The sequence below is a fragment of the Candidatus Tisiphia endosymbiont of Ptychoptera albimana genome (assembly GCF_964026605.1).
GTDB lineage: Bacteria > Pseudomonadota > Alphaproteobacteria > Rickettsiales > Rickettsiaceae > Tisiphia.
Window position 1 is genome coordinate 634,626 of the sequence record NZ_OZ032164.1, and the last position, 18,528, is coordinate 653,153.

General features: G+C 32.5%; 19 protein-coding genes and 1 pseudogene. 9 read left to right on the forward strand and 11 right to left on the reverse strand.

The features are described 5' to 3' along the window. Positions 1 to 11 precede the first annotated feature (11 nt). The gene (locus tag AAGD36_RS03055) at positions 12 to 2,237 is read left to right on the forward strand and encodes a Sca4 family protein (protein ID WP_341755901.1); all 2,226 of its coding nucleotides are present in this window, start codon (positions 12 to 14) and stop codon (positions 2,235 to 2,237) included. On the opposite strand, the gene AAGD36_RS03060 is transcribed toward AAGD36_RS03055, so the two are convergent. Next, entirely contained in the window at positions 2,234 to 3,478 is a 1,245-nt protein-coding gene (locus tag AAGD36_RS03060; RefSeq protein ID WP_341755902.1) for an AmpG family muropeptide MFS transporter, read from the reverse strand. The genes AAGD36_RS03055 and AAGD36_RS03060 overlap by 4 nt on opposite strands. A gap of 229 nt (positions 3,479 to 3,707) precedes the next feature. Here AAGD36_RS03060 and ykgO point away from each other — a divergent pair, with 229 nt between their 5' ends. Beyond that, the gene (gene ykgO / locus AAGD36_RS03065) at positions 3,708 to 3,833 is read left to right on the forward strand and encodes a type B 50S ribosomal protein L36 (protein ID WP_094648811.1); all 126 of its coding nucleotides are present in this window, start codon (positions 3,708 to 3,710) and stop codon (positions 3,831 to 3,833) included. Positions 3,834 to 4,058: 225 nt separating this feature from the next. Here ykgO and AAGD36_RS03070 read toward each other — a convergent pair whose 3' ends face one another. Continuing rightward, on the reverse strand, positions 4,059 to 4,736 hold the full coding sequence (locus AAGD36_RS03070; RefSeq protein WP_341755903.1) for a hypothetical protein: 678 nt from the start codon (positions 4,734 to 4,736) through the stop codon (positions 4,059 to 4,061). A gap of 20 nt (positions 4,737 to 4,756) precedes the next feature. Then, complete coding sequence (rph, locus tag AAGD36_RS03075) at positions 4,757 to 5,482, reverse strand: ribonuclease PH (protein ID WP_341755904.1); 726 nt, start codon at positions 5,480 to 5,482, stop codon at positions 4,757 to 4,759. 92 nt (positions 5,483 to 5,574) lie between these two features. Between rph and grpE the strand changes: the two genes are divergently transcribed. The 7 genes from grpE (at position 5,575) to AAGD36_RS03110 (ending at position 13,188) form a co-directional block, all read left to right on the forward strand. Next, positions 5,575 to 6,150, forward strand: coding sequence for a nucleotide exchange factor GrpE (grpE, locus tag AAGD36_RS03080; protein WP_341755905.1), 576 nt, complete (start codon positions 5,575 to 5,577; stop codon positions 6,148 to 6,150). 19 nt (positions 6,151 to 6,169) lie between these two features. Continuing rightward, positions 6,170 to 7,216, forward strand: coding sequence for an AI-2E family transporter (locus tag AAGD36_RS03085; RefSeq protein ID WP_410521245.1), 1,047 nt, complete (start codon positions 6,170 to 6,172; stop codon positions 7,214 to 7,216). A 9-nt stretch (positions 7,217 to 7,225) separates the two neighbouring features. Next, entirely contained in the window at positions 7,226 to 7,888 is a 663-nt protein-coding gene (locus tag AAGD36_RS03090) for an HdaA/DnaA family protein (RefSeq protein ID WP_341755906.1), read from the forward strand. A gap of 147 nt (positions 7,889 to 8,035) precedes the next feature. Then, positions 8,036 to 9,451 (forward strand): sigma-54-dependent transcriptional regulator, encoded by a 1,416-nt coding sequence (locus tag AAGD36_RS03095; RefSeq protein ID WP_341748227.1) that lies wholly within the window; start codon positions 8,036 to 8,038, stop codon positions 9,449 to 9,451. Then, positions 9,435 to 10,013: a biotin transporter BioY gene (locus AAGD36_RS03100; RefSeq protein ID WP_341755907.1), complete on the forward strand. Its 579-nt coding sequence runs from the start codon at positions 9,435 to 9,437 to the stop codon at positions 10,011 to 10,013. Before AAGD36_RS03095 ends, AAGD36_RS03100 begins: the two co-directional genes overlap by 17 nt. Next, a complete protein-coding gene (locus tag AAGD36_RS03105; RefSeq protein WP_341755908.1) occupies positions 10,003 to 11,865 on the forward strand; it encodes a pentapeptide repeat-containing protein in 1,863 nt (620 codons plus the stop codon). The genes AAGD36_RS03100 and AAGD36_RS03105 overlap by 11 nt, the downstream gene beginning before the upstream one ends. Before the next feature lie 195 nt (positions 11,866 to 12,060). Then, entirely contained in the window at positions 12,061 to 13,188 is a 1,128-nt protein-coding gene (locus tag AAGD36_RS03110) for a patatin-like phospholipase family protein (RefSeq protein ID WP_341755909.1), read from the forward strand. A 163-nt stretch (positions 13,189 to 13,351) separates the two neighbouring features. On the opposite strand, the gene AAGD36_RS03115 is transcribed toward AAGD36_RS03110, so the two are convergent. The 8 genes and pseudogenes from AAGD36_RS03115 to AAGD36_RS03150 all read right to left on the reverse strand — a co-directional run bounded on the left by AAGD36_RS03115 (position 13,352) and on the right by AAGD36_RS03150 (position 18,521). Beyond that, positions 13,352 to 14,332, reverse strand: a complete 981-nt coding sequence (locus tag AAGD36_RS03115) for a pyruvate dehydrogenase complex E1 component subunit beta (RefSeq protein WP_341755910.1) — start codon at positions 14,330 to 14,332, stop codon at positions 13,352 to 13,354. An 8-nt stretch (positions 14,333 to 14,340) separates the two neighbouring features. Continuing rightward, a complete protein-coding gene (pdhA, locus tag AAGD36_RS03120; protein ID WP_341755911.1) occupies positions 14,341 to 15,321 on the reverse strand; it encodes a pyruvate dehydrogenase (acetyl-transferring) E1 component subunit alpha in 981 nt (326 codons plus the stop codon). 67 nt (positions 15,322 to 15,388) lie between these two features. Continuing rightward, positions 15,389 to 16,003 (reverse strand): annotated as a pseudogene (locus tag AAGD36_RS03125) (septal ring lytic transglycosylase RlpA family protein); the annotation flags it as partial. Positions 16,004 to 16,075: 72 nt separating this feature from the next. Continuing rightward, the gene (locus tag AAGD36_RS03130) at positions 16,076 to 16,675 is read right to left on the reverse strand and encodes a BON domain-containing protein (RefSeq protein WP_341755912.1); all 600 of its coding nucleotides are present in this window, start codon (positions 16,673 to 16,675) and stop codon (positions 16,076 to 16,078) included. A gap of 75 nt (positions 16,676 to 16,750) precedes the next feature. Beyond that, the gene (locus AAGD36_RS03135; protein ID WP_341755913.1) at positions 16,751 to 16,927 is read right to left on the reverse strand and encodes a hypothetical protein; all 177 of its coding nucleotides are present in this window, start codon (positions 16,925 to 16,927) and stop codon (positions 16,751 to 16,753) included. 348 nt (positions 16,928 to 17,275) lie between these two features. Next, positions 17,276 to 17,803: a GNAT family N-acetyltransferase gene (locus AAGD36_RS03140; protein WP_341755914.1), complete on the reverse strand. Its 528-nt coding sequence runs from the start codon at positions 17,801 to 17,803 to the stop codon at positions 17,276 to 17,278. Between the two features lie 3 nt (positions 17,804 to 17,806). Next, positions 17,807 to 18,358, reverse strand: coding sequence for a GNAT family N-acetyltransferase (locus AAGD36_RS03145; RefSeq protein ID WP_341751740.1), 552 nt, complete (start codon positions 18,356 to 18,358; stop codon positions 17,807 to 17,809). Positions 18,359 to 18,383: 25 nt separating this feature from the next. Next, complete coding sequence (locus AAGD36_RS03150; protein ID WP_341755915.1) at positions 18,384 to 18,521, reverse strand: hypothetical protein; 138 nt, start codon at positions 18,519 to 18,521, stop codon at positions 18,384 to 18,386. Between the last annotated feature and the right edge of the window lie 7 nt (positions 18,522 to 18,528).

Below are 18,528 nucleotides of genomic sequence, written 5' to 3' on the forward strand. Positions count from 1 at the left end.
AAGAGGATAATATGACAACACCATTGATATCAAAATTTATCGGTTGGAATTATTTGGCAAAGAAGTCACTTGGAGCTAATGATGGTGGAGAATTAGGAGGAATATACAAAAGTTCTGATGACCTTCTATCCATGATTAAAAGCGAAGGGGATTCTCGAAAAAATATATCAGAGTTTCTAGGCTCACAAATTTTTCAAGCAACAAATACAAATCATGGAGCTAAAGTTTCTCTCACTGTACCTGATCATCTTACCGAAAAAGTACATCAGGAAGGAGGACTTCAAAGTGATGGCTCTGAGGTATATGTACGGTCTGAATTTTTTAAGAATTATAGTGGTGATATGTATGTAGATATGGATAAACACATGTCTACAAAAACTAAACCAAGTGGTTGGCTTCGAAAAGATGGGGGAAGACCGATTCTCATGGGAACAAGAGAATTATTATCTAATACTTTAAGCAAAGCTTTTGAAGAACTTAATTATAGTGGTTTTGATAAAATAGCTCCAACTAGCTTATTAATAGGCGACTTTGATATTCATACAGGTAACATAGGAGTTATAAGAGACCCGGAGGATTCTACCATTCCTCCTAAACTAGTTCGTATAGATTTTGCTGGAAGTCTTGACCAATTAGAGGATGACATCCATCCATATTCTTGGTCTAGACATCTACCATTACTAGGTCCAACTAACCATTTTAGGGAATTCCCAAGTAAATTAACACATAATGATTCATTTGTAAAAGGTTTACTTGATACTGCCCAAGTTGATTTAAATGATACTATTGATAATAGCTTTGCTGAATTATCAAAATATTATAGTGATAAAGCACTAGCAAATTGGGCAAAAATGGCAATGGGTCAGAAATTTAAGGATATAGCCCCAGAACACATAAAAATTGCTGATGTTAAAGATGCTCTTAAAGAGACTATGCAAAAGAGACAACAATCATTAAAAGAATATGGGTTGCAGATTAAGTTGGGTCTTTTAGTAACAAAAGGAAAAATTAACACTCCAAAATTACGAGAATTAGTCCAAGAACATCCCGATTATTTTAACAATATAATCAACCAAACCAAAAAATTAAAATTAAGAGAAGAAACTAAAATAAAGTATATTTTAGGCTATAAAGCCCGAGAAGTATTATTAATTAAAGAAATAGCAAAAATATTACAAGAAGAGAAACAGCTACTGACCAAAAAAATAAGCGATCTCGAACCATCTATGCAAATATCTAGAAAAGCTCTAGACGTTATGCTGACCCACGAAACAACAACTACTAATGTTCAATCCTCAGCCTCCAAAGTGGATTCTATAACATTAGCCTTTAGACAAGAAATTATTGCCAAACAACAAGCAATATTACAATACATCCTTGCTGAAGCAAATATTAAGACGGATAAAGGAGTTGCAATTGCAGGTCTTGCTACTAATTCTCAGGAATTTAAAGAGTTTGTAGAAAATAACAACGGATTAATACAAAAGGCTTGGGCTGCCCCCAGTGTAAAAGCAAATATAGCACAAGCCATGAATGATGAGGTGCAAAGTTATGCTAAAATCCTTCAGGCTAATCATTTTAAACCTTTAACTTGGAACGAACAAGAAACAGTAACAAACACAAGCTCTACTAGATCAAGGGCTATTAAAGTCAAAGATGAAGAATTATTTAAATTAATAGAAACTAATATAAAGACCTCTAAGAAAGTAATGTTAGAAGATGGTGTAACAGAGAGAGAGATTAGTAATTATCGAAATATTAATCTACCATTAACAATCAAGCCCTCTAGTACAGCTGTCCATCTTTCATTCCCGGTACAAAACGAGAAAGGTGAAAATATTGCAAGCTCGAAGGCACTTTATTTTACTGCTCATTATAACGAGCAAGGAAAACTAGTAGAAATAACCAACCCATTATCACTAAAGTTTGCTGGGGATGATAAAGATGCTATAGGATATATACAAAGAGGGAATAATATCTACACTATCCCTGTAACCAAAGGTCAATATGAAGCAATGGTACAAGAAGTAGCAAAAAATAAAGAATGTAATATCAATATGTCACAAGCTATTATTCCCCTTGAGGCAAGCGACTCTATAGGTGAATTAACGCAGATTCAGAGTAGCTTAAAACATCATGTGAACAACACTCCACCTGAAACAAACACAGCAGTATCAAAAGCACAAAACACATTATCCCGACAGCAACAACGTAATAGAACTCATGGTTACATTTAATATTTCATTTTTGCTTTTAATAGTGAGCTGATTTTTAGTAGCAGAAGTAGAGAAGGAATTGTGATTATAATAATAAATGTAAAAAAGCTTTTCCATCCAAATTGTACGACAATATATCCTGAAAGAGCTGGAAAAATCGATCTTGAAAATCCCATCATAGAAGAAAAAAATGAATACTGAGTGGCACGAAATTTGCCTGTGCATATTGAAGCTATAAAAGCAATGTAAGCTGTCATAGCCATCCCGCAAGTTATACCTTCACAGACTGTGGTAATAAAGAATAATGGTAGATTTTTGCCATAAATCTCATGCACAATAAGTGAGGTATGTGCGATTGCATGAATTACGCCAAATATCAGCAAGCTATCTAAGATATTCTTTTTTTTCATCACTAAGCTGGCTATTAGTCCGCCAATTATTGTAGATATTATGCCAAAGAATTTCCCTGCACTGGCTATTTCAAATTCGTTATAACCAAGATGTATTAAGAAGGGGTTCATCATCATAGTAATAAAATCATCTGGTAATCTATATAAAATAAGGAAAACTATTATTAAAAAGACCAAGGAAAAAGACCCTACAGGTCTTAAGATATTTTGTACAAAGTTTGAAATATTTATTTTATGATCTGGATAAGTTTTTGAGGCTAAGTCGTGTTCTAACCGCAAGATACTTGTAACCAAAATAGCAGAACAAACAAGTACAGAAATGGCAAAAATTTTATATATATTATTCCATCCTAAATAGCTTGACAGATAGATAGCTCCAGAACTTGAAATTAGCATACCAATGCGGTAGCCAAAAATATAAATTCCAGAAGCTGCTCCTTGAGATTCTTTTGCAATAATTTCGGTTCTGAAAGCCCCTAGGATACTATCTTTAGCTGAACTTAAAAATGATATTATCAAGCCTACTAGTGCAAACAATATTAGACTGTGGTGAGGATTCATGGTACTTAAAAGAAAAATAGTAAATGCCAACAAAATCTGGATTAGACAAATCCAAGATAATCTATGACCAAGCAGTTTACTTAATTGACCTAAATGTATAATGTCAAAAATAGGAGCCCATAAAAAGTTAATAGAATAGGGCATTATGATAAAAGCAAACATACCAATAGATTGTAAGTCAATATTTTCCTTAGCCAACCAATAGTTTAAAGTATTACCTGTAATCATTAAGGTAAACCCGCTAGTTAGTCCAAATAACCAAATAACGAATAATTTTAAAGGAGTTAACATAAAATTAATATTGGAAAAAAGTTAGAATACCGTAATAATTTTTTTATACAAGCTAGATTTCTCTACATCGCAGTACATCCCGACTTTTAAATTACTCTAAAGAAGTTTTTAGGTTGACTGAATTGATAAAAAATATTATTATTACTTTTTTAAACTTAAGCTAGTGAAAGTTTGAAGGTTGATTTATCACTTTCTAGGGTTTTGCAAGTAATACCAAGGATAGTTTTATATGAAAGTTGTAAGTTCGTTAAAATCTTTAAAGAAAAGAGATAAAGATTGTCAGGTTGTAAAAAGAAAAGGTAAAATCCTTGTAATAAACAAGAAAATCAAAAGATTTAAAGCTAAGCAAGGCTAAAATGTATATTTACAGGGAAATTTGCACAGCCAATAGTTAATATGTAGTAAGTATACTGCTCGTAAATGAAGAGTTGGTAGACGAGAGTATAACTTCAAGAAGAGCTAGGCAGTAGCAAAGTCGAGCTGCTAGGCGTACATGAGTAACGGAGCAGATTCGATCTTTAGACACGACAACGCCAATTCTTGAAGTTCTACCTGAGTATATTAACTACGAACGATGATATTAACGTTCAATAAGTTGTGTTTTTCTCTTTTCATCTCCTATTCTTTGTACAAATTTGGCAGTTGTAGTAGGAGTTTTCTTTTGTGTTTTTTCCTTAACTTCTTTAGTCTTAAGTGTAATAGGTTTGCTGTCCACGTGTTCTGAAAGGCCATATTGCCCAACATTCTTGTCGGTTAATACATAAGTCACATAATCTATCATATGTTTTATAAAATTGCTAAGCCCTCCTATAGAATGAGCTTCTAGCTGAAACCATGTTTTTCCGTCTTTCGTTTTTCCAACTAAAAATTCCCTAAATATTTCTCCAGCTTGCACTGATGCATCTGGCTCAGCTTTATTACCTCTATGATGTGAAGAGATTCGTTCTTTAACTAATCCTAAATCTTTTAAGGTATCATACATATCTCCATTGTCCTCAACCATTACATGAGCTCCTTTTAGAAAATCACCCGCATGCTGCAATACAACTTTTTCCATTATATCTATTATTACACCAGCTTTTTCAAGGCTACCCTTTGGATCTATAGATTTTTCAGGTGTTTTGATTATATTATGTATAAGTTTTTCTTTACTGTCTGCTGGATTTATGTTAAGACCCTTAACACGATCAACTAAAAGATTTTTTAAATCTTCAACATTTAATTCCGAATATCTAGTAAAAAATTCTTTTATAGTCATAAATATTCCATGTAAAAATATTAAATTGTGCTATTTAATAATATTTGGTTTTGTAGCTTGAATAGATCAGAGGAAGCAAACCTCGCCAATTTTAGCATATCATAAAATTGCTCTTCGGAAAAGGGGGTTTTTTCTGCTGTGCTTTGAATTTCTATTATATTTCCATTGCCTGAGAAAACAAAATTGGCATCTACTTCCGCGTTGCTATCCTCTAAATAATCAAGATCAACTATGGGCTGTCCTTTATATATACCACATGAAATAGCGGCTACTTGGCTAATTAAAGGATTAGTTTTAAGTATTTTTCTAGCAATTAATGATCTAATCGCTAAATGAAGTGCAATATAGCTACCAGTAATTGCCGCTGTTCTAGTTCCACCATCGGCATTAATTACATCACAATCAATGATAATTTGTTTTTCTCCTAAGGCTTTTAGATCAATTGCAGCACGCATCGATCTGCCAATTAGCCTTTGAATTTCTTGCGTCCTACCTGACTGTTTTCCTTGCGTTGATTCACGCTTCATACGTTGGTGGGTTGAGCGAGGTAACATACCATACTCAGCACTTATCCAACCTTGATTTTGCCCTCGTAGGAATGGCGGAACATTTGTTTCATATGTTGCACTACATATTACATGGGTATTGCCGAACTTAACAAGACACGAACCATCAGCGTTAAGCAGAACTGAAGGTTCAATTGAAATATTGCGTAATTGATTATTCTTTCTATTAAAAGCTCTCATGGATTATTACTTAATTAAAATTGACTTGAAAATACAAAGATTTACACTATATGTTAAGAAAATAGATTTTTGCAAGAAAAAAGGCTGTAAATATGGAAAAACAACAAGATAATAATAGTAATAATCAGGAAATTGACACTGACGCTCAACTGCTAAATGCAGTAGAAAACCAACCTTCCGATTCTCTAACATTACAAGATAATTTGGAAGAGATTGTCAGTTTGAAAAGTCAAATTGAGAATTTACAAGATAAATTGCTAAGGACAATAGCCGAATCTGATAATACTAGGAAACGTTTAGAAAAATCAATTGACGAGGCAAAAAATTATGCCATTTTTTCTTTTGCTAAAGATTTACTCAGTGTTAACGACAATCTTGCTAGAGCTTTGGAGCATAAGCCACAAAATACGGAAGGTGATCTAGCTAGTATTATTACCGGGGTAGAAATGACTAAAAGTGAATTGACTAGCATACTAAAAAAGCACGGTTTAGAATCAATAGAGCCATTATTAGGGGAAAAGTTTGATTACAATATACATCATGCAATTTCACAAGTAGTATCAGATGAATATGATCAAGATAGTATTATAGGTATTATGCAATCAGGCTACAAGATAAAAGATAGGTTAGTTAGACCTGCTATAGTGCAAGTATCGAAAAAAACATGAATAAAGAAAAGGCATAATCTTGGATAAAGTTATTTTTTGGGTTATTGTTATTGGGACTGTTATAGTAACTTTGACTTTGATCTCTGATATATTGATGCCATTTCTTATAGCTGGGATAATATCATATATATTACATCCTATAATTGATAATCTCTCATTACGATATAAACTATCTAGAACTATAATAGTTTCGGTAATTTCTTTGCTGTTTTTCAGTATTTTTACTATAGTGGTTGTGGTAGTGTTGCCTATCATATATCAACAAACAACTCTACTTATTAGTAAGATTCCTGCTTATAAAGATTACTTACAAACTGAATTAATACCGGTTATTACGGCAAAAGTTTATTCAATAGATCCAAATATTGCCGATAAGATAAAAGATTCTATTAGTAATTTTGTTAATGGCATATTTTTGCTTATCACAGGTCTTGTTAATAATATTTGGCATGTGACGAAGGTAACAATCAATTTATTTGTGTTAATTTTATTAATACCGCTTATATTGTTTTATTTTTTACGGGATTGGCTAACAATGGCAAAGAATATAGACCTCTTGCTACCTTTAAAAGGTAAAAAGAAAATTCAAGAAATATTATCAGCAATTAATTGTTCCTTATCTGCTTATATAAGAGGGCAACTAAATGTTTGTTTGTTATTATCAGTTTACTATGGAATCTCTTTATCGATTCTTGGCGTAGATCTAGGTGTATTATTAGGGATATTATCTGGTTTCTCAATAATTATACCATTCGTTGGAGTTTTTATATCCTTTTCTCTTACCATGATTGTTAGTTATTTTACTTTTGGTATGGTCAATAAATTATTTTATATAATAATTATCTATTTGATTGGTCTAATAGTTGAGGGGTATATTTTATCACCGAAAATCATAGGTGATAAAATAGGATTACATCCTCTTTGGATAATATTTGCGGTTCTAGCACTGGGTAACCTATTTGGCTTTATTGGTATATTTTTTGCTGTGCCAATTGCTAGTATAATAAAAGTTTTGTTTTTAGCCGCTATCGACTTTTATAAATCCAGTAAGTTTTATAAGACTTAAACATTAATTATGCCAAACTCCCAACAATATATATTACCATTATTTAGTAATAATCTATATGCTCTAGATAATTTTATTAATTCACTTTCTAATCAAGTTGCATACAATTCAATCAAAAACTGGTCTGTATCTTGGGGAAGTAAACCGTATGAGTTTACAGTTTTGATTTACGGACCACCATCCTCTGGTAAGACCTATCTTAGTAAAATATGGCAAAATTTGTCGAATGCATTTTTTATAAAAAAAGATTTAGATATACTTAGTGCAGAAGATATAATGCAGTATAATGCTTTTATTATGGAAGATATAGAATTTTGGGATGAAAGAAAAGTTCTCCATTGCTTTAATTTAATAAGTGAGTGTCGTAAATATTTGTTGATGACTACAGGAAGTTTAGCTAGTAATTTTGCGTTACAGGATTTATCCTCAAGAATTAATGCTGTTGTAAGATTAGAAATAAACCAGCCTGATGATGAATTAATGACCAAGTTAATCTTTAAGTATTTTTCTGATCAATCGCTTAAAGTATCTGACTGTGTAATTGAATATTTATTAATTAATTTGCCGAGACAATTTGAACAAATGATAAAATTATTAGGGGTAATAACGCATTTTGCATTAGTTCATAAACGAGCTATTACTGTTCCTCTTATAAAACAAGTTCTTAAATAGTATAGTCTTATCACGAATTCGCGTGCCTTGGTGTGGGCTTAATATGTATAATTTTGATTATGTGGTAAAAATGTTATAAAAATTAGTTGATTTCTTTTATGTAAGCTATTAACGTATAATTTCAATAATTAGTTTTAGGAAAAATCAATGTCTATAGATGTTCTTGTTGTTGATGATGAAGCAGATATTAGAGATTTAGTCTCAGATATTTTAAAAGAGGAAGGATTTACTACCAAGACCGCTGCTAATAGTATTCAAACTTTTAAAATACTCCAGGAAAGAACCCCCTCGGCAATTATTCTAGATATTTGGCTCCAGGGTAGTGAACTTGATGGACTTGGGATTTTGGAAATAGTAAAAAAACGTTATCCACTAATGCCTGTGATAGTTATTAGTGGACATGGTACTATTGAAACTGCAGTAAATGCTATCAAAATGGGTGCATATGACTATCTAGAAAAGCCATTTAGTCATGATAAGTTAGTGATTTTATTAAAAAGAGCCTGTGAAGCAGCTAAGTTAAAGCGTGAAAATCTTGATCTGAAATCAAAGGTTATTGATAAAACTGAGCTTATAGGTAACTCTCACATTACAGCTAAGCTTAAGTCTGATATTGAAAAAGCTGCTTTAGCTACTAGTAGAGTATTGATTCAAGGTAAAATTGGTAGTGGTAAAGAACTAGCTGCTCGGTTAATTCATAAAAAATCAAAAAGGGCTAATGCTCCTTTCGTAATCTTTAGTCCAGTATGCATGAATCCTGACCGAGTCCATCAAGAATTATTTGAAGGAATAGAGAACCAAGGCGTTATACGTCCTTCGATATTAGAAATAGTAAATAATGGTACTTTATACATAGATGAAATTAGTGGTTTGCCAGTTTCGGTACAAGTAAAATTGCTTAAATTTGTGCAAGATCAAATGTTTCATAAGGGGGGAAGCAAAGCAATAAAATTAGATATAAGGATTATTGCTGCAACTTCTAAGGTTATACAAGAAGAAATAAGTAAAGGTGAACTATTGGAAGATTTATATCATCGCCTAAATGTTATTTCCTTAAAAGTACCATCTTTATATGATAGAAAAGATGACATGTCTGTATTAGTCAAATATTTTGTTAAGCAACTTGCTAAGTTTTCTGGTTTAAAAGCACGTGAATTTTCTGATGAAACTATTGCAGCTCTGCAAGTTTATAATTGGCCAAGTAATATAAGGCAATTACGCAATGTGATAGAATGGACTTTAATTATGAATCCACTATCTTCAAATAATAATGAAGTAATAAAACCATCTATGATACCACCAGAAATTCTAGTTAATAGTGCTAGTTCTGCAAAGCAGGAAGATAATGTTGATATGATGACCATGCCACTTCGAGAGGCAAGAGAGATTTTTGAAAGGCAATATTTAGCCGCTCAAATGTATAGGTTTAATAATAATATTTCTAAGACCTCATCCTTTGTAGGTATGGAACGTTCGGCTTTACATCGTAAATTGAAATTGCTCAATTTACATATTCCTAATAATAAATTTAACGAAGAGGAAATTTATGACAGTTACGAATAAGAAAACTCTAGCAAATTTTATAGCTAATAAGTATGCTGTAGTTGTTATTAAAGTGATGATGGGGGTAATAACTCTCTTTGCTGGAGCTCAGATTATTATTCCTACCCAGCCAGTACCAGTATCTATGCAAACTGTGGTGGTTAGTATTATTGCTTTTACTTATAGCCCTCGACTTAGTTTTGCTACGATTTTAACTTATCTTACAGCCGGAATAGTAGGGCTGCCAATGTTTACAAAATTATCCAGTGGTTTATATTTTCTTCTTGGTACAACAGGTGGTTATCTTATAGGAATGTTATTGGCAGCTCCTGTTATGGGTATAATTAATAGTAGGTTGTCTGAAAAATTCACTAAGAGATTTTTAGCAGGGTTTTTTAGCTGTCTTATTGGTCACGTTATAATTTACTTTTTGGGAGTTAGCTGGTTGACAACAATTATAGGAATTAAACAAGCTATTTATAGTGGGTTTATAGTATTTATACCAACTGGTTTAGTGAAGATATTAATATTTTCTTCTTTATATCATTATATAACAGGTGTAAACAGAAAGAATGCTCTGTAATATCTTTAAGCAGCCTCGGTGTCATTCGAGCTACGGCGGAAATGACGTTAAAGGAAGCAAGATTAACATCTCTTTTGTTGGCGAGTATTTTAAACTAAAATTCTTTATTCTAGCTTTACTTTTATTCCTTACCGGATGTTCGGATTCTCCGAGAGATGCAGATGGTTTATTATCTAATAGTCAAAGTCTTGTTATTAGGAATTATATAATAGAGCAGAATAAAAATAAGGTACGAGTAAATATTAAAAGTAAATTTGGTTCAAATTTAAGGGGATTAAAATTATTAGGTGTTAAACTAACAGATGAAGACCTTTCTAGTGTTGATTTAAGTTTCTGTGAAATATCACGTGTGGATTTCTCAGGAGCAAATTTTGAGAATGCAGTTCTAACAAAATCTGTAATTCAAGAAAGTGATCTCTCTAATACTAGATTAAAAAATATATCAGCTTATGGCTCAGATTTTCAAGCATCTATATTTGAAAATGCCAATTTGGAAAATAGTAATTTTATTCAATCAAATTTTGAGGACACTGATTTTATCAAAGCTAATTTAGAAAATGTTAATTTTGAAAATGCCAATCTTATTAAAGTTGTATTTGATGGTAGTATTATAAGTAAATCTAATTTTCAGAAAAGCAATTTAGGAAAAAGTAGTTTCAAAAATGCAGTTATATCAAACTCTATTTTTTATGGTACAGATTTGCGGCAAATATTAGCTAATTACGCTAGTATCACTAATTGTTATTGTGAATCTGTAGATCTAACAGGGGTGGATTTTACTGGAGCGATTATTAATAATTCAGATTTTACTCATGGTATTATTAATCAGGCTCAATTAAAAAATATAAAGCTTACTAACTCGTTATTCTCTTTTTCTTCTTTTCAGTCTGTGAATTTTACCAATGCAATTATTGAAAGTTGTAATTTTGAAAATACCAATTTTAATAATGCACAATTGCAGCAAGTGCAAATTCAAAAGAGTATTATGGATAATACTCACTTTAATAACACTAGCATAAAGGATCTATCAATAAAGAATTGCAGTAGCATTTTGCTTAAGTTAAATAAAATTAACATTGTTAATAGCGATATTGAGAATAGTAATCTTACTGGTATATTACTGAATAATAGCTATGTCAAACAAGCAACTATTATTAATTCTGATTTGACTAATAGTGAGTTAATAAACTCTAATTTCTCTAGTACTCAATTTAATAAGGTGAATTTTACTAAAGTGCTTATGCAGAATACTGTTTTAAATAGTACCAAATTTGTTGATAGTAATTTTTATCAAATGGCTATCATAAATTCAGAGTTGTCAGAAGTAACCTTTGATAATTCATCAATTATAAATTCTCAACTAAATAATGTGAGATATAAAGATAGTAATTTTATTAATTCAGATTTTAATAGAAATATTGTATTAAATAGTCAAGACTTTGATAAGCTTAAGTCAACAAATATTATATATTCTGTAAAAGATTTAGAGCAGGTAAAAGACTTATCAAATATGAATTTACAAGATTTAAATTTACTAGATCTTGTATTTAATCAAACTATTTTTTCAGGTTCTGTTCTTAAAAGGGTAGATTTATCTAATTCTAAGCTTCAGAGTTGTATATTACAAAATACTGACTTAACTATGGCAAATCTAAATAACACAGATTTTAGTAAATCATCGCTTATCGGTAGCAAATTAGAATCTGCCAAACTTTATAATACAAATTTTAATGATACTGATTTAACAAATGTTAATTTCATTAAAGCCTTTGTTAGTAAAATATCTTTAGTTAATGCAAAGCTGGATGGAACTAAAGGTCTTGATGGTCAGGGCAATAAAAATATAGAATAATATAACCTGAATTCTCTTGATAACGAAATATACTTTTCTGCTCCTACGAATTGTTTTTTGAAAATATCATGGATTCGCATGCTCACCATTCATTTTCAAATCTAATTCCTCAAATCACTTGAGTATATGTATTTTATAGTGTATACAAAATTAAGTCTTAACTTTTATAAATTAATTAAATATTCTTAGGTTATTATGAAAAATGTCATGATATTCTTACTTATATTAGTAGTATTTACTGCTTGTACTCCTAGAAAACAGGTGCAATATAGCAAAAAGGACTCTCCTGTAATTTCTGCCAACTCATGTCCTTTAGTAACAAAAAATATATCTATTCTTAAAAATAAAAAGAAAGCTGTTAGAATACTATCAATAGATGGCGGTGGGGTTAAGGGTATTATACCAGCACGTATTGTTGCAGAGTTTGAAAATCGAAGTGGTAAACCTGCCTGTGAATTATTCGACCTTATGGTAGGTACTTCTACAGGTGGACTTGTGGTATTAGCTCTCGCTACACCTAATGAATCAGGACAGCCAAAATATAAAGCTTCTGACATTTTAGATCTATATATGCAAAAGTCTAAAGATATTTTTTACGCTTCCATGTTTAGAAAAATATATACTGGTTTTGGTCTTTGGGGACCAAAATACGATCGGAGTCAATATGACAAGATATTAATAGGGCTTTTTGGTAATACTAGGATGAGCCAACTAATAAACCCTACGGCTGTTACTTCCTATAATTTGGATACTAATTTACCACAGGTGTGGACTAGAAAGCAGGCACTTAAAGACCCTAATAATGATTTTTTGATAAGTAATATTGCAGCAGCTAGCAGTGCTGCCCCTATATTCTTTGCACCAAAGCTTCTAACTAATGCGTATAATAACAGCAGTTATCAAGTAGATGGGGGTATGTTTGCCAGTAATCCTGAGTTGACAGCTGCTAATTTAGCTTATGAACTAGATGATACACTAACTCAAAAAGATATCGTACTCATATCACTTGGTACAGGATTGACAAAACTAGGCATAGAGTCGAAAGATTTATGTAAATCAGGGGTTATTGGTTGGATACTAAAAGCTAATTTGATTAGCGGAATGATGCAAGCTCAAGGTTTGTATAATGCTGAATTAGGGGAAATTTATGGTAATTCCTGCCGCCTACAATTTGAACTTGATAAAAAGACAAGTGCTATGGATAATGCTTCTAAAGCCAATCTGCTTGCGTTATTAAAGTTAACTGAAGACTACATTAATGCTAACTCTGATCTTATCGACCAAATTATTAGTATATTACTAAATACATCACCAAACTATTAAATGGCAGAAAGATGCCATTCCTAGCTAAAAGCGGGAATCCAAAAAATAGCCTGCAAAGGCTATTAGATATTATGGATTTCCGCCTACGAGGGAATAACATACTAGTGATCCACACGGGAATGATATCGGTAGTGGTTAAACTGACGACCTTAATTCTTGAAGTCTAGCTAGTATAACACACTTTCTTCACAGCACTAATAACATCTTCTATAGTTGGCAGTGCTAATTTCTCTAGATTAATAGCATATGGTAGAGGAACATCCTTACCCGAGATAATCTCTATAGGAGCATCTAGATAATCAAATGCTTGGTTCATTACCATACTAGCTATAGTTGCACCAACACCTGCAAAAAACCAGCCTTCCTCTATAACAACCAACCGATTAGTTTTTTTAACCGACTCTAATATAGTTTCTATATCTAAGGGCTTGATAGTTCTTAGGTCGATTACCTCACAGTTAATACCACTATCATACAAGCTATTTGCTGCATCTAAAGCCAACTTAACTTGCAAAGAAAATGTTACTATTGTGACATCATCACCTTCAATAAGTTTCTTAGCCTGACCAAATGGAATTGGTTCTATTATTTCTGGGACTTCAAAACTATGACCATAGAGAATTTCATTTTCTAGAAAAACAACCGGGTTATCGTCACGAATAGCAGTCATTAGAAGCCCTTTGTGATCTTCTGCACTATAGGGAGCTACTACCTTAAGCCCCGGAATATGACTATAACAAGCTGTATAATTGTGACTATGTTGGGCAGCAACTCGACTTGCTGCCCCATTTGGTCCACGAAATACTATTGGACATTTAATAGTTCCACCAGACATATAATGAGTTTTAGCTGCAGAGTTAACTATTTGATCCATTGCTTGCATAGCAAAATTAAATGTCATGAATTCAACAATGGGACGAAGCCCCGCAAATGCCGCTCCAATAGCCACACCAGTAAAACCATGTTCTGTTATTGGCGTATCAATTACCCTTTTTGAACCAAACTGCTCTAATAACCCTTGGGTTATCTTATACGCTCCTTGGTACTGAGCAACTTCTTCTCCCATAATAAAGATTCTATCATCTCTTAACATTTCTTCTTGCATTGCTGCACGTAAGGCTTCCCGTACTGTCGTTTGTAACATGTTTCTACTCATTCAACGTAAATATTCGTATATAGCTCTTCTTCATCCGGTAATGCCGATCTTTCTGAGAACTCAACTGCTTCTGCAATGACCTCTTTAACCTCTTTCTCAATTTCTTTTAACTGCTCTTCACTAGCATATTTATTAGCCAGAATTATATTTTTCACTTGTGATAATGGGTCCTGTTCTTTATAGTTTTCCACTTCTTCCTTACTACGGTATTTACCTGGATCAGACATTGAATGTCCTCTGTAACGATAAGCATCCATTTCTAATATTATTGGTCCACCATCATTTCTAACAAACTCCGCAGCCTGCCGAACATAATCATAAACTGACTCTAACGACATACCATTTAGTCTAAATCCCGTAATACCACATGACTCCCCTTTCTTGTAAAGGTCAGTCATAAAGGTAGAACGAGCTACTGAAGTACCCATTGAATATTGATTATTTTCAATAATATAAACTACAGGTAAGTGCCATAATGCTGCTAGATTAAAAGCTTCATATACTTGACCTTGATTAACTGCCCCATCTCCCAAGAAAGTAAAACATATATTATTAGTATTTCGATATTTTTCAGCAAAAGCCAGACCAGTACCTATAGGTACTTGAGCCCCTACAATACCATGTCCACCGTAAAATTTGTTTTCTACGTCAAACAGATGCATTGAACCACCCTTACCTTTCGAGCAACCAGTCTCTTTACCCATCAGTTCTGCTAATACGTATTTTGCTTCAGTCCCTGCTGAAATAATATGAGCATGATCCCTGTAACTGGTAATAGTACTATCACCAAGCTGTTTTACTAAATCCACACCAGTAATTATCGCTTCTTGTCCAATATATAAGTGACAAAACCCACCTATTAGACCCATACCATAAAACTGCCCACATTTTTCTTCGAATCTTCTAAGCAACAACATCTTCCTATAAGACTCAAGATACTGAGGACTATTTAATTTATATTTCCCAAAAACAATCATGTATACTCCTATAAAAGCTTGAAGAATTGGTTTTCCAATTTGGGAATACACTATAATACAAAAATCATCAAGGGTTAACTGCCAATTTATGTTTTAGATTTACTAATTTAATATGACAATTAACGCTACATTTAGGATTGGCTACTTTCTTTTTTGCAATACAATTTTCCTTAGGCTTTAAAGCAATATTATTCAAAAATTCTTTAGTCTCCTTATGCATATATTGTACTCTAACCTTTGCTGTACCTTGTTTTTTAAATCCTAAAATTTCAGCAGATTTTTCCGAAACATCTATAATACGGTTCTTTTTAAAAGGACCGCGATCATTAACCATAAGAATAAGAGATTTATTATTACTTAAGTTAGTCACTTTAACCAAACTAGGTAATGGCAAACTAGGATGGGCTGCACTTAGCATATGTTTATTATATGTATCACCATTTGCTGTTTTTTTTCCATGAAATTTATGCTTAGAACCATACCAAGATGCTATACCTACTTGGTTGCAATTAATATCTTCCTTAGGTTTATAAGTCTTACCTTTGATAGTATATTTTTTACCTATCTTATAATGCCCCTTATAATGAACATTTTTAGGATCTTCCTGCGATAATTTACGATATAGACTAGGCTTAGTAGAGCAAGAGCTAAGCCCTATACAATAAACTAGCAACAAAAGAATATATCTAAGTTTCACTTTCATTTATATCATATTTAACCTGAATTTGATATGACAAGTTATATCGAATTGAGATTATTTATTATCATTTTCTTCAGTTTCTTTTATTTTAACATGACAGACAACCCTTGCCACACCATTAATCTGGGAAGCAATAGAAGTAACTTTTTCTAATTCTTCCTCAGACCTTGCTATACCAAATATATATACTATATCATTCACTGTAACAATGGTATAATTTACCCATTTTATATCTCGGTTAACAAAAGTTCTAGCCTTGATCTGACTAGTAATCATAGCATCTTTAGTATATTGCACTAAGTCAAAATGATCACTTTTTTTATCTATTATTAGTTCATTAATAACTTCACAAACTCCTTTTTCACCCCACACAATTTCTACAGCTTTTAATGCATCTTCTTTTTTGTCTATGATTCCAGTCAGTAGTACCCTACCCTGATTTACCTCAACCTTAATCTTAGTATATAATTCCCTGAAATTATTTTTTATAAAAGAAGCTTTGATTTTTGTAGCTATTTTTACGTCATCAATTGTCTCCGCAATTGATTGATCTTTTGCAACTGCAAGAGTAGAGGTAGTTGCTGCAGTAAAAACAGCTGGCAGACAACCTGTAAGCATGAAAGATAAGATTATAATAATAAAGTTTCTATACATAACCGTCCTTAAATCTACTAATTTAATCTCAAATATCGATGTAAGACATCGGTTTAATAGCCTAGGCCTAGGGTGTCATTCCACGTAGTCACGCGAATTCGGGATAAGAATTAGACTTACTGCATAAGTCAATCTAGTTGGTGATTTTGTCGTCGAAACTCGCCTCCGCTCCTCACGTACGTCTGTGTACGCTGCGGTGCTCGGCTTCGTTTCTCCTAAAAATCCCTCAACTATCTTTGATTTATGCAGCAAGTCTATTAGTTAATTCTTATCCCGAATTGGAGTAGGTTAATTTAAAGTCAGTAATATTCGTGCCTTAAGATAACCCCAGGTTAAAATAAAGCCTCTAAATAGTTTATTATAATACAATTCATAATAAACACAACTGATTTCCATTGTTTTAAGTTAGATTTGGGGAGTATACCCATAATGATTTGAAGAATGGAAACAACAAACAAGAGGCGGGCAAACGCAAGTATTACCATTTAATACGTGAATCCATGATATTAAAAAAATAATTATTTAAAGCAGCAGAGTATTACGAAAAAACTCACAAGACTGATCAAACTACAGCTAAAGTAACATGATTCATTCCTGTAATCACATAATTCTTCCCACATACCATTCAGAAGCTACAGTTAAGCCCATGCTTTTAAGGAAATTACGTTTGGGTTCGTCATATGCACCACAAACGACAAGAAACTGAGTAGCATTTTTAGTTTTTGCGAGTTTCTTGATTTCCTTAATCAATTTCTGACCAATAGAATTCCAATCGTGTTTACTTTCCACACAAAAATCATCGATCATAAGCGTTAGTCCACCCGGGTTATAGACTTTTGGTGCTGACATTAATCTACCGATGATGAAACCTAATATTTTTTCTTTGTAAACTGCAGCTAGCATAATGTGATCGTCTAACCTCAATAACTCTTCGAACCATTGCTTTTGAGATTTCTCAGCTTCAGGACCGGCATATTTCCAAAACTGTGGCTGAACTTTTTCATAAGCACGACGCTTTTTATATGACAGAGCGACAAATGATGAGATGTCAGTAGTTTCAGCAAGCCGGATTAAAATATTTTCCTGAAACTTTACTGTATTCTTTATTTTGGTATTAATTTGTACCATTGATTACAATCGCTTTACTAAAAAATGTGTTTTGCGTCCAGCAAATACACCATCTCCTTCCATAATAAAATCATCGATATATTTAAATCCTGCCTTTTCATAAACATGTCTAGCCCTTGGATTTGTGACATCTGGATCGATAAAAAAAGTATCAACTTGGCTATCATAACTACTTCTAATAAAATCAATAAATACTTCTAAAGTCTTTGCCCCTAATCCTTTGCCAAAATAGGCTATATTACCAATGGTATAATCCATGCTATAGGTGTGACCATGCTTTGAAAGATAAGCTTTTTTGAGTAGTGGTATAGAATATTCCTGCTTTTCTTGTAGTGTCATGACCAAGCAATAAGGTTCGTTATAGATACACCCAATCCAATATGTGTATAGACCATCTGCGTAACTTGAAGGTTTTATACGACCGTTGATGAAATTTAAAATATCATCTTTATGTTCTTGGCTATTATCCCAAAATTCCTGAACATGGGGTTCTTTTAACCAGTTAAAAATAGTGTCTTTATGACTTAAGTTAGCTTTTTCAAAATGAATATTCATAACATATCCTGTAACAAGGTTTATCTTATTTTTTCTTGGCTATAACTTCATAATAATGATCAATTTTTCTATCCTCTGAAGACCTATACCCAAGTTGTTCCATGAGAGGCAACATGCAAGAGAGGTCCTCCATTGCACAGTAACGAATTTTGATATTACTCATAAATCTC

What these genes read in the sequence shown, in the direction of transcription:
- AAGD36_RS03140 (WP_341755914.1), bottom strand. Translation starts at nt 17,803, where the DNA reads ATGGTACAAATTAATACCAAAATAAAGAATACAGTAAAGTTTCAGGAA.
- grpE (WP_341755905.1), top strand. Translation starts at nt 5,575, where the DNA reads ATGGAAAAACAACAAGATAATAATAGTAATAATCAGGAAATTGACACT.
- AAGD36_RS03115 (WP_341755910.1), bottom strand. Translation starts at nt 14,332, where the DNA reads ATGTTACAAACGACAGTACGGGAAGCCTTACGTGCAGCAATGCAAGAA.
- AAGD36_RS03105 (WP_341755908.1), top strand. Translation starts at nt 10,003, where the DNA reads ATGCTCTGTAATATCTTTAAGCAGCCTCGGTGTCATTCGAGCTACGGC.
- AAGD36_RS03090 (WP_341755906.1), top strand. Translation starts at nt 7,226, where the DNA reads ATGCCAAACTCCCAACAATATATATTACCATTATTTAGTAATAATCTA.
- AAGD36_RS03100 (WP_341755907.1), top strand. Translation starts at nt 9,435, where the DNA reads ATGACAGTTACGAATAAGAAAACTCTAGCAAATTTTATAGCTAATAAG.
- AAGD36_RS03060 (WP_341755902.1), bottom strand. Translation starts at nt 3,478, where the DNA reads ATGTTAACTCCTTTAAAATTATTCGTTATTTGGTTATTTGGACTAACT.
- AAGD36_RS03070 (WP_341755903.1), bottom strand. Translation starts at nt 4,736, where the DNA reads ATGACTATAAAAGAATTTTTTACTAGATATTCGGAATTAAATGTTGAA.
- AAGD36_RS03110 (WP_341755909.1), top strand. Translation starts at nt 12,061, where the DNA reads ATGAAAAATGTCATGATATTCTTACTTATATTAGTAGTATTTACTGCT.
- rph (WP_341755904.1), bottom strand. Translation starts at nt 5,482, where the DNA reads ATGAGAGCTTTTAATAGAAAGAATAATCAATTACGCAATATTTCAATT.
- AAGD36_RS03145 (WP_341751740.1), bottom strand. Translation starts at nt 18,358, where the DNA reads ATGAATATTCATTTTGAAAAAGCTAACTTAAGTCATAAAGACACTATT.
- pdhA (WP_341755911.1), bottom strand. Translation starts at nt 15,321, where the DNA reads ATGATTGTTTTTGGGAAATATAAATTAAATAGTCCTCAGTATCTTGAG.
- AAGD36_RS03095 (WP_341748227.1), top strand. Translation starts at nt 8,036, where the DNA reads ATGTCTATAGATGTTCTTGTTGTTGATGATGAAGCAGATATTAGAGAT.
- ykgO (WP_094648811.1), top strand. Translation starts at nt 3,708, where the DNA reads ATGAAAGTTGTAAGTTCGTTAAAATCTTTAAAGAAAAGAGATAAAGAT.
- AAGD36_RS03055 (WP_341755901.1), top strand. Translation starts at nt 12, where the DNA reads ATGACAACACCATTGATATCAAAATTTATCGGTTGGAATTATTTGGCA.
- AAGD36_RS03130 (WP_341755912.1), bottom strand. Translation starts at nt 16,675, where the DNA reads ATGTATAGAAACTTTATTATTATAATCTTATCTTTCATGCTTACAGGT.
- AAGD36_RS03150 (WP_341755915.1), bottom strand. Translation starts at nt 18,521, where the DNA reads ATGAGTAATATCAAAATTCGTTACTGTGCAATGGAGGACCTCTCTTGC.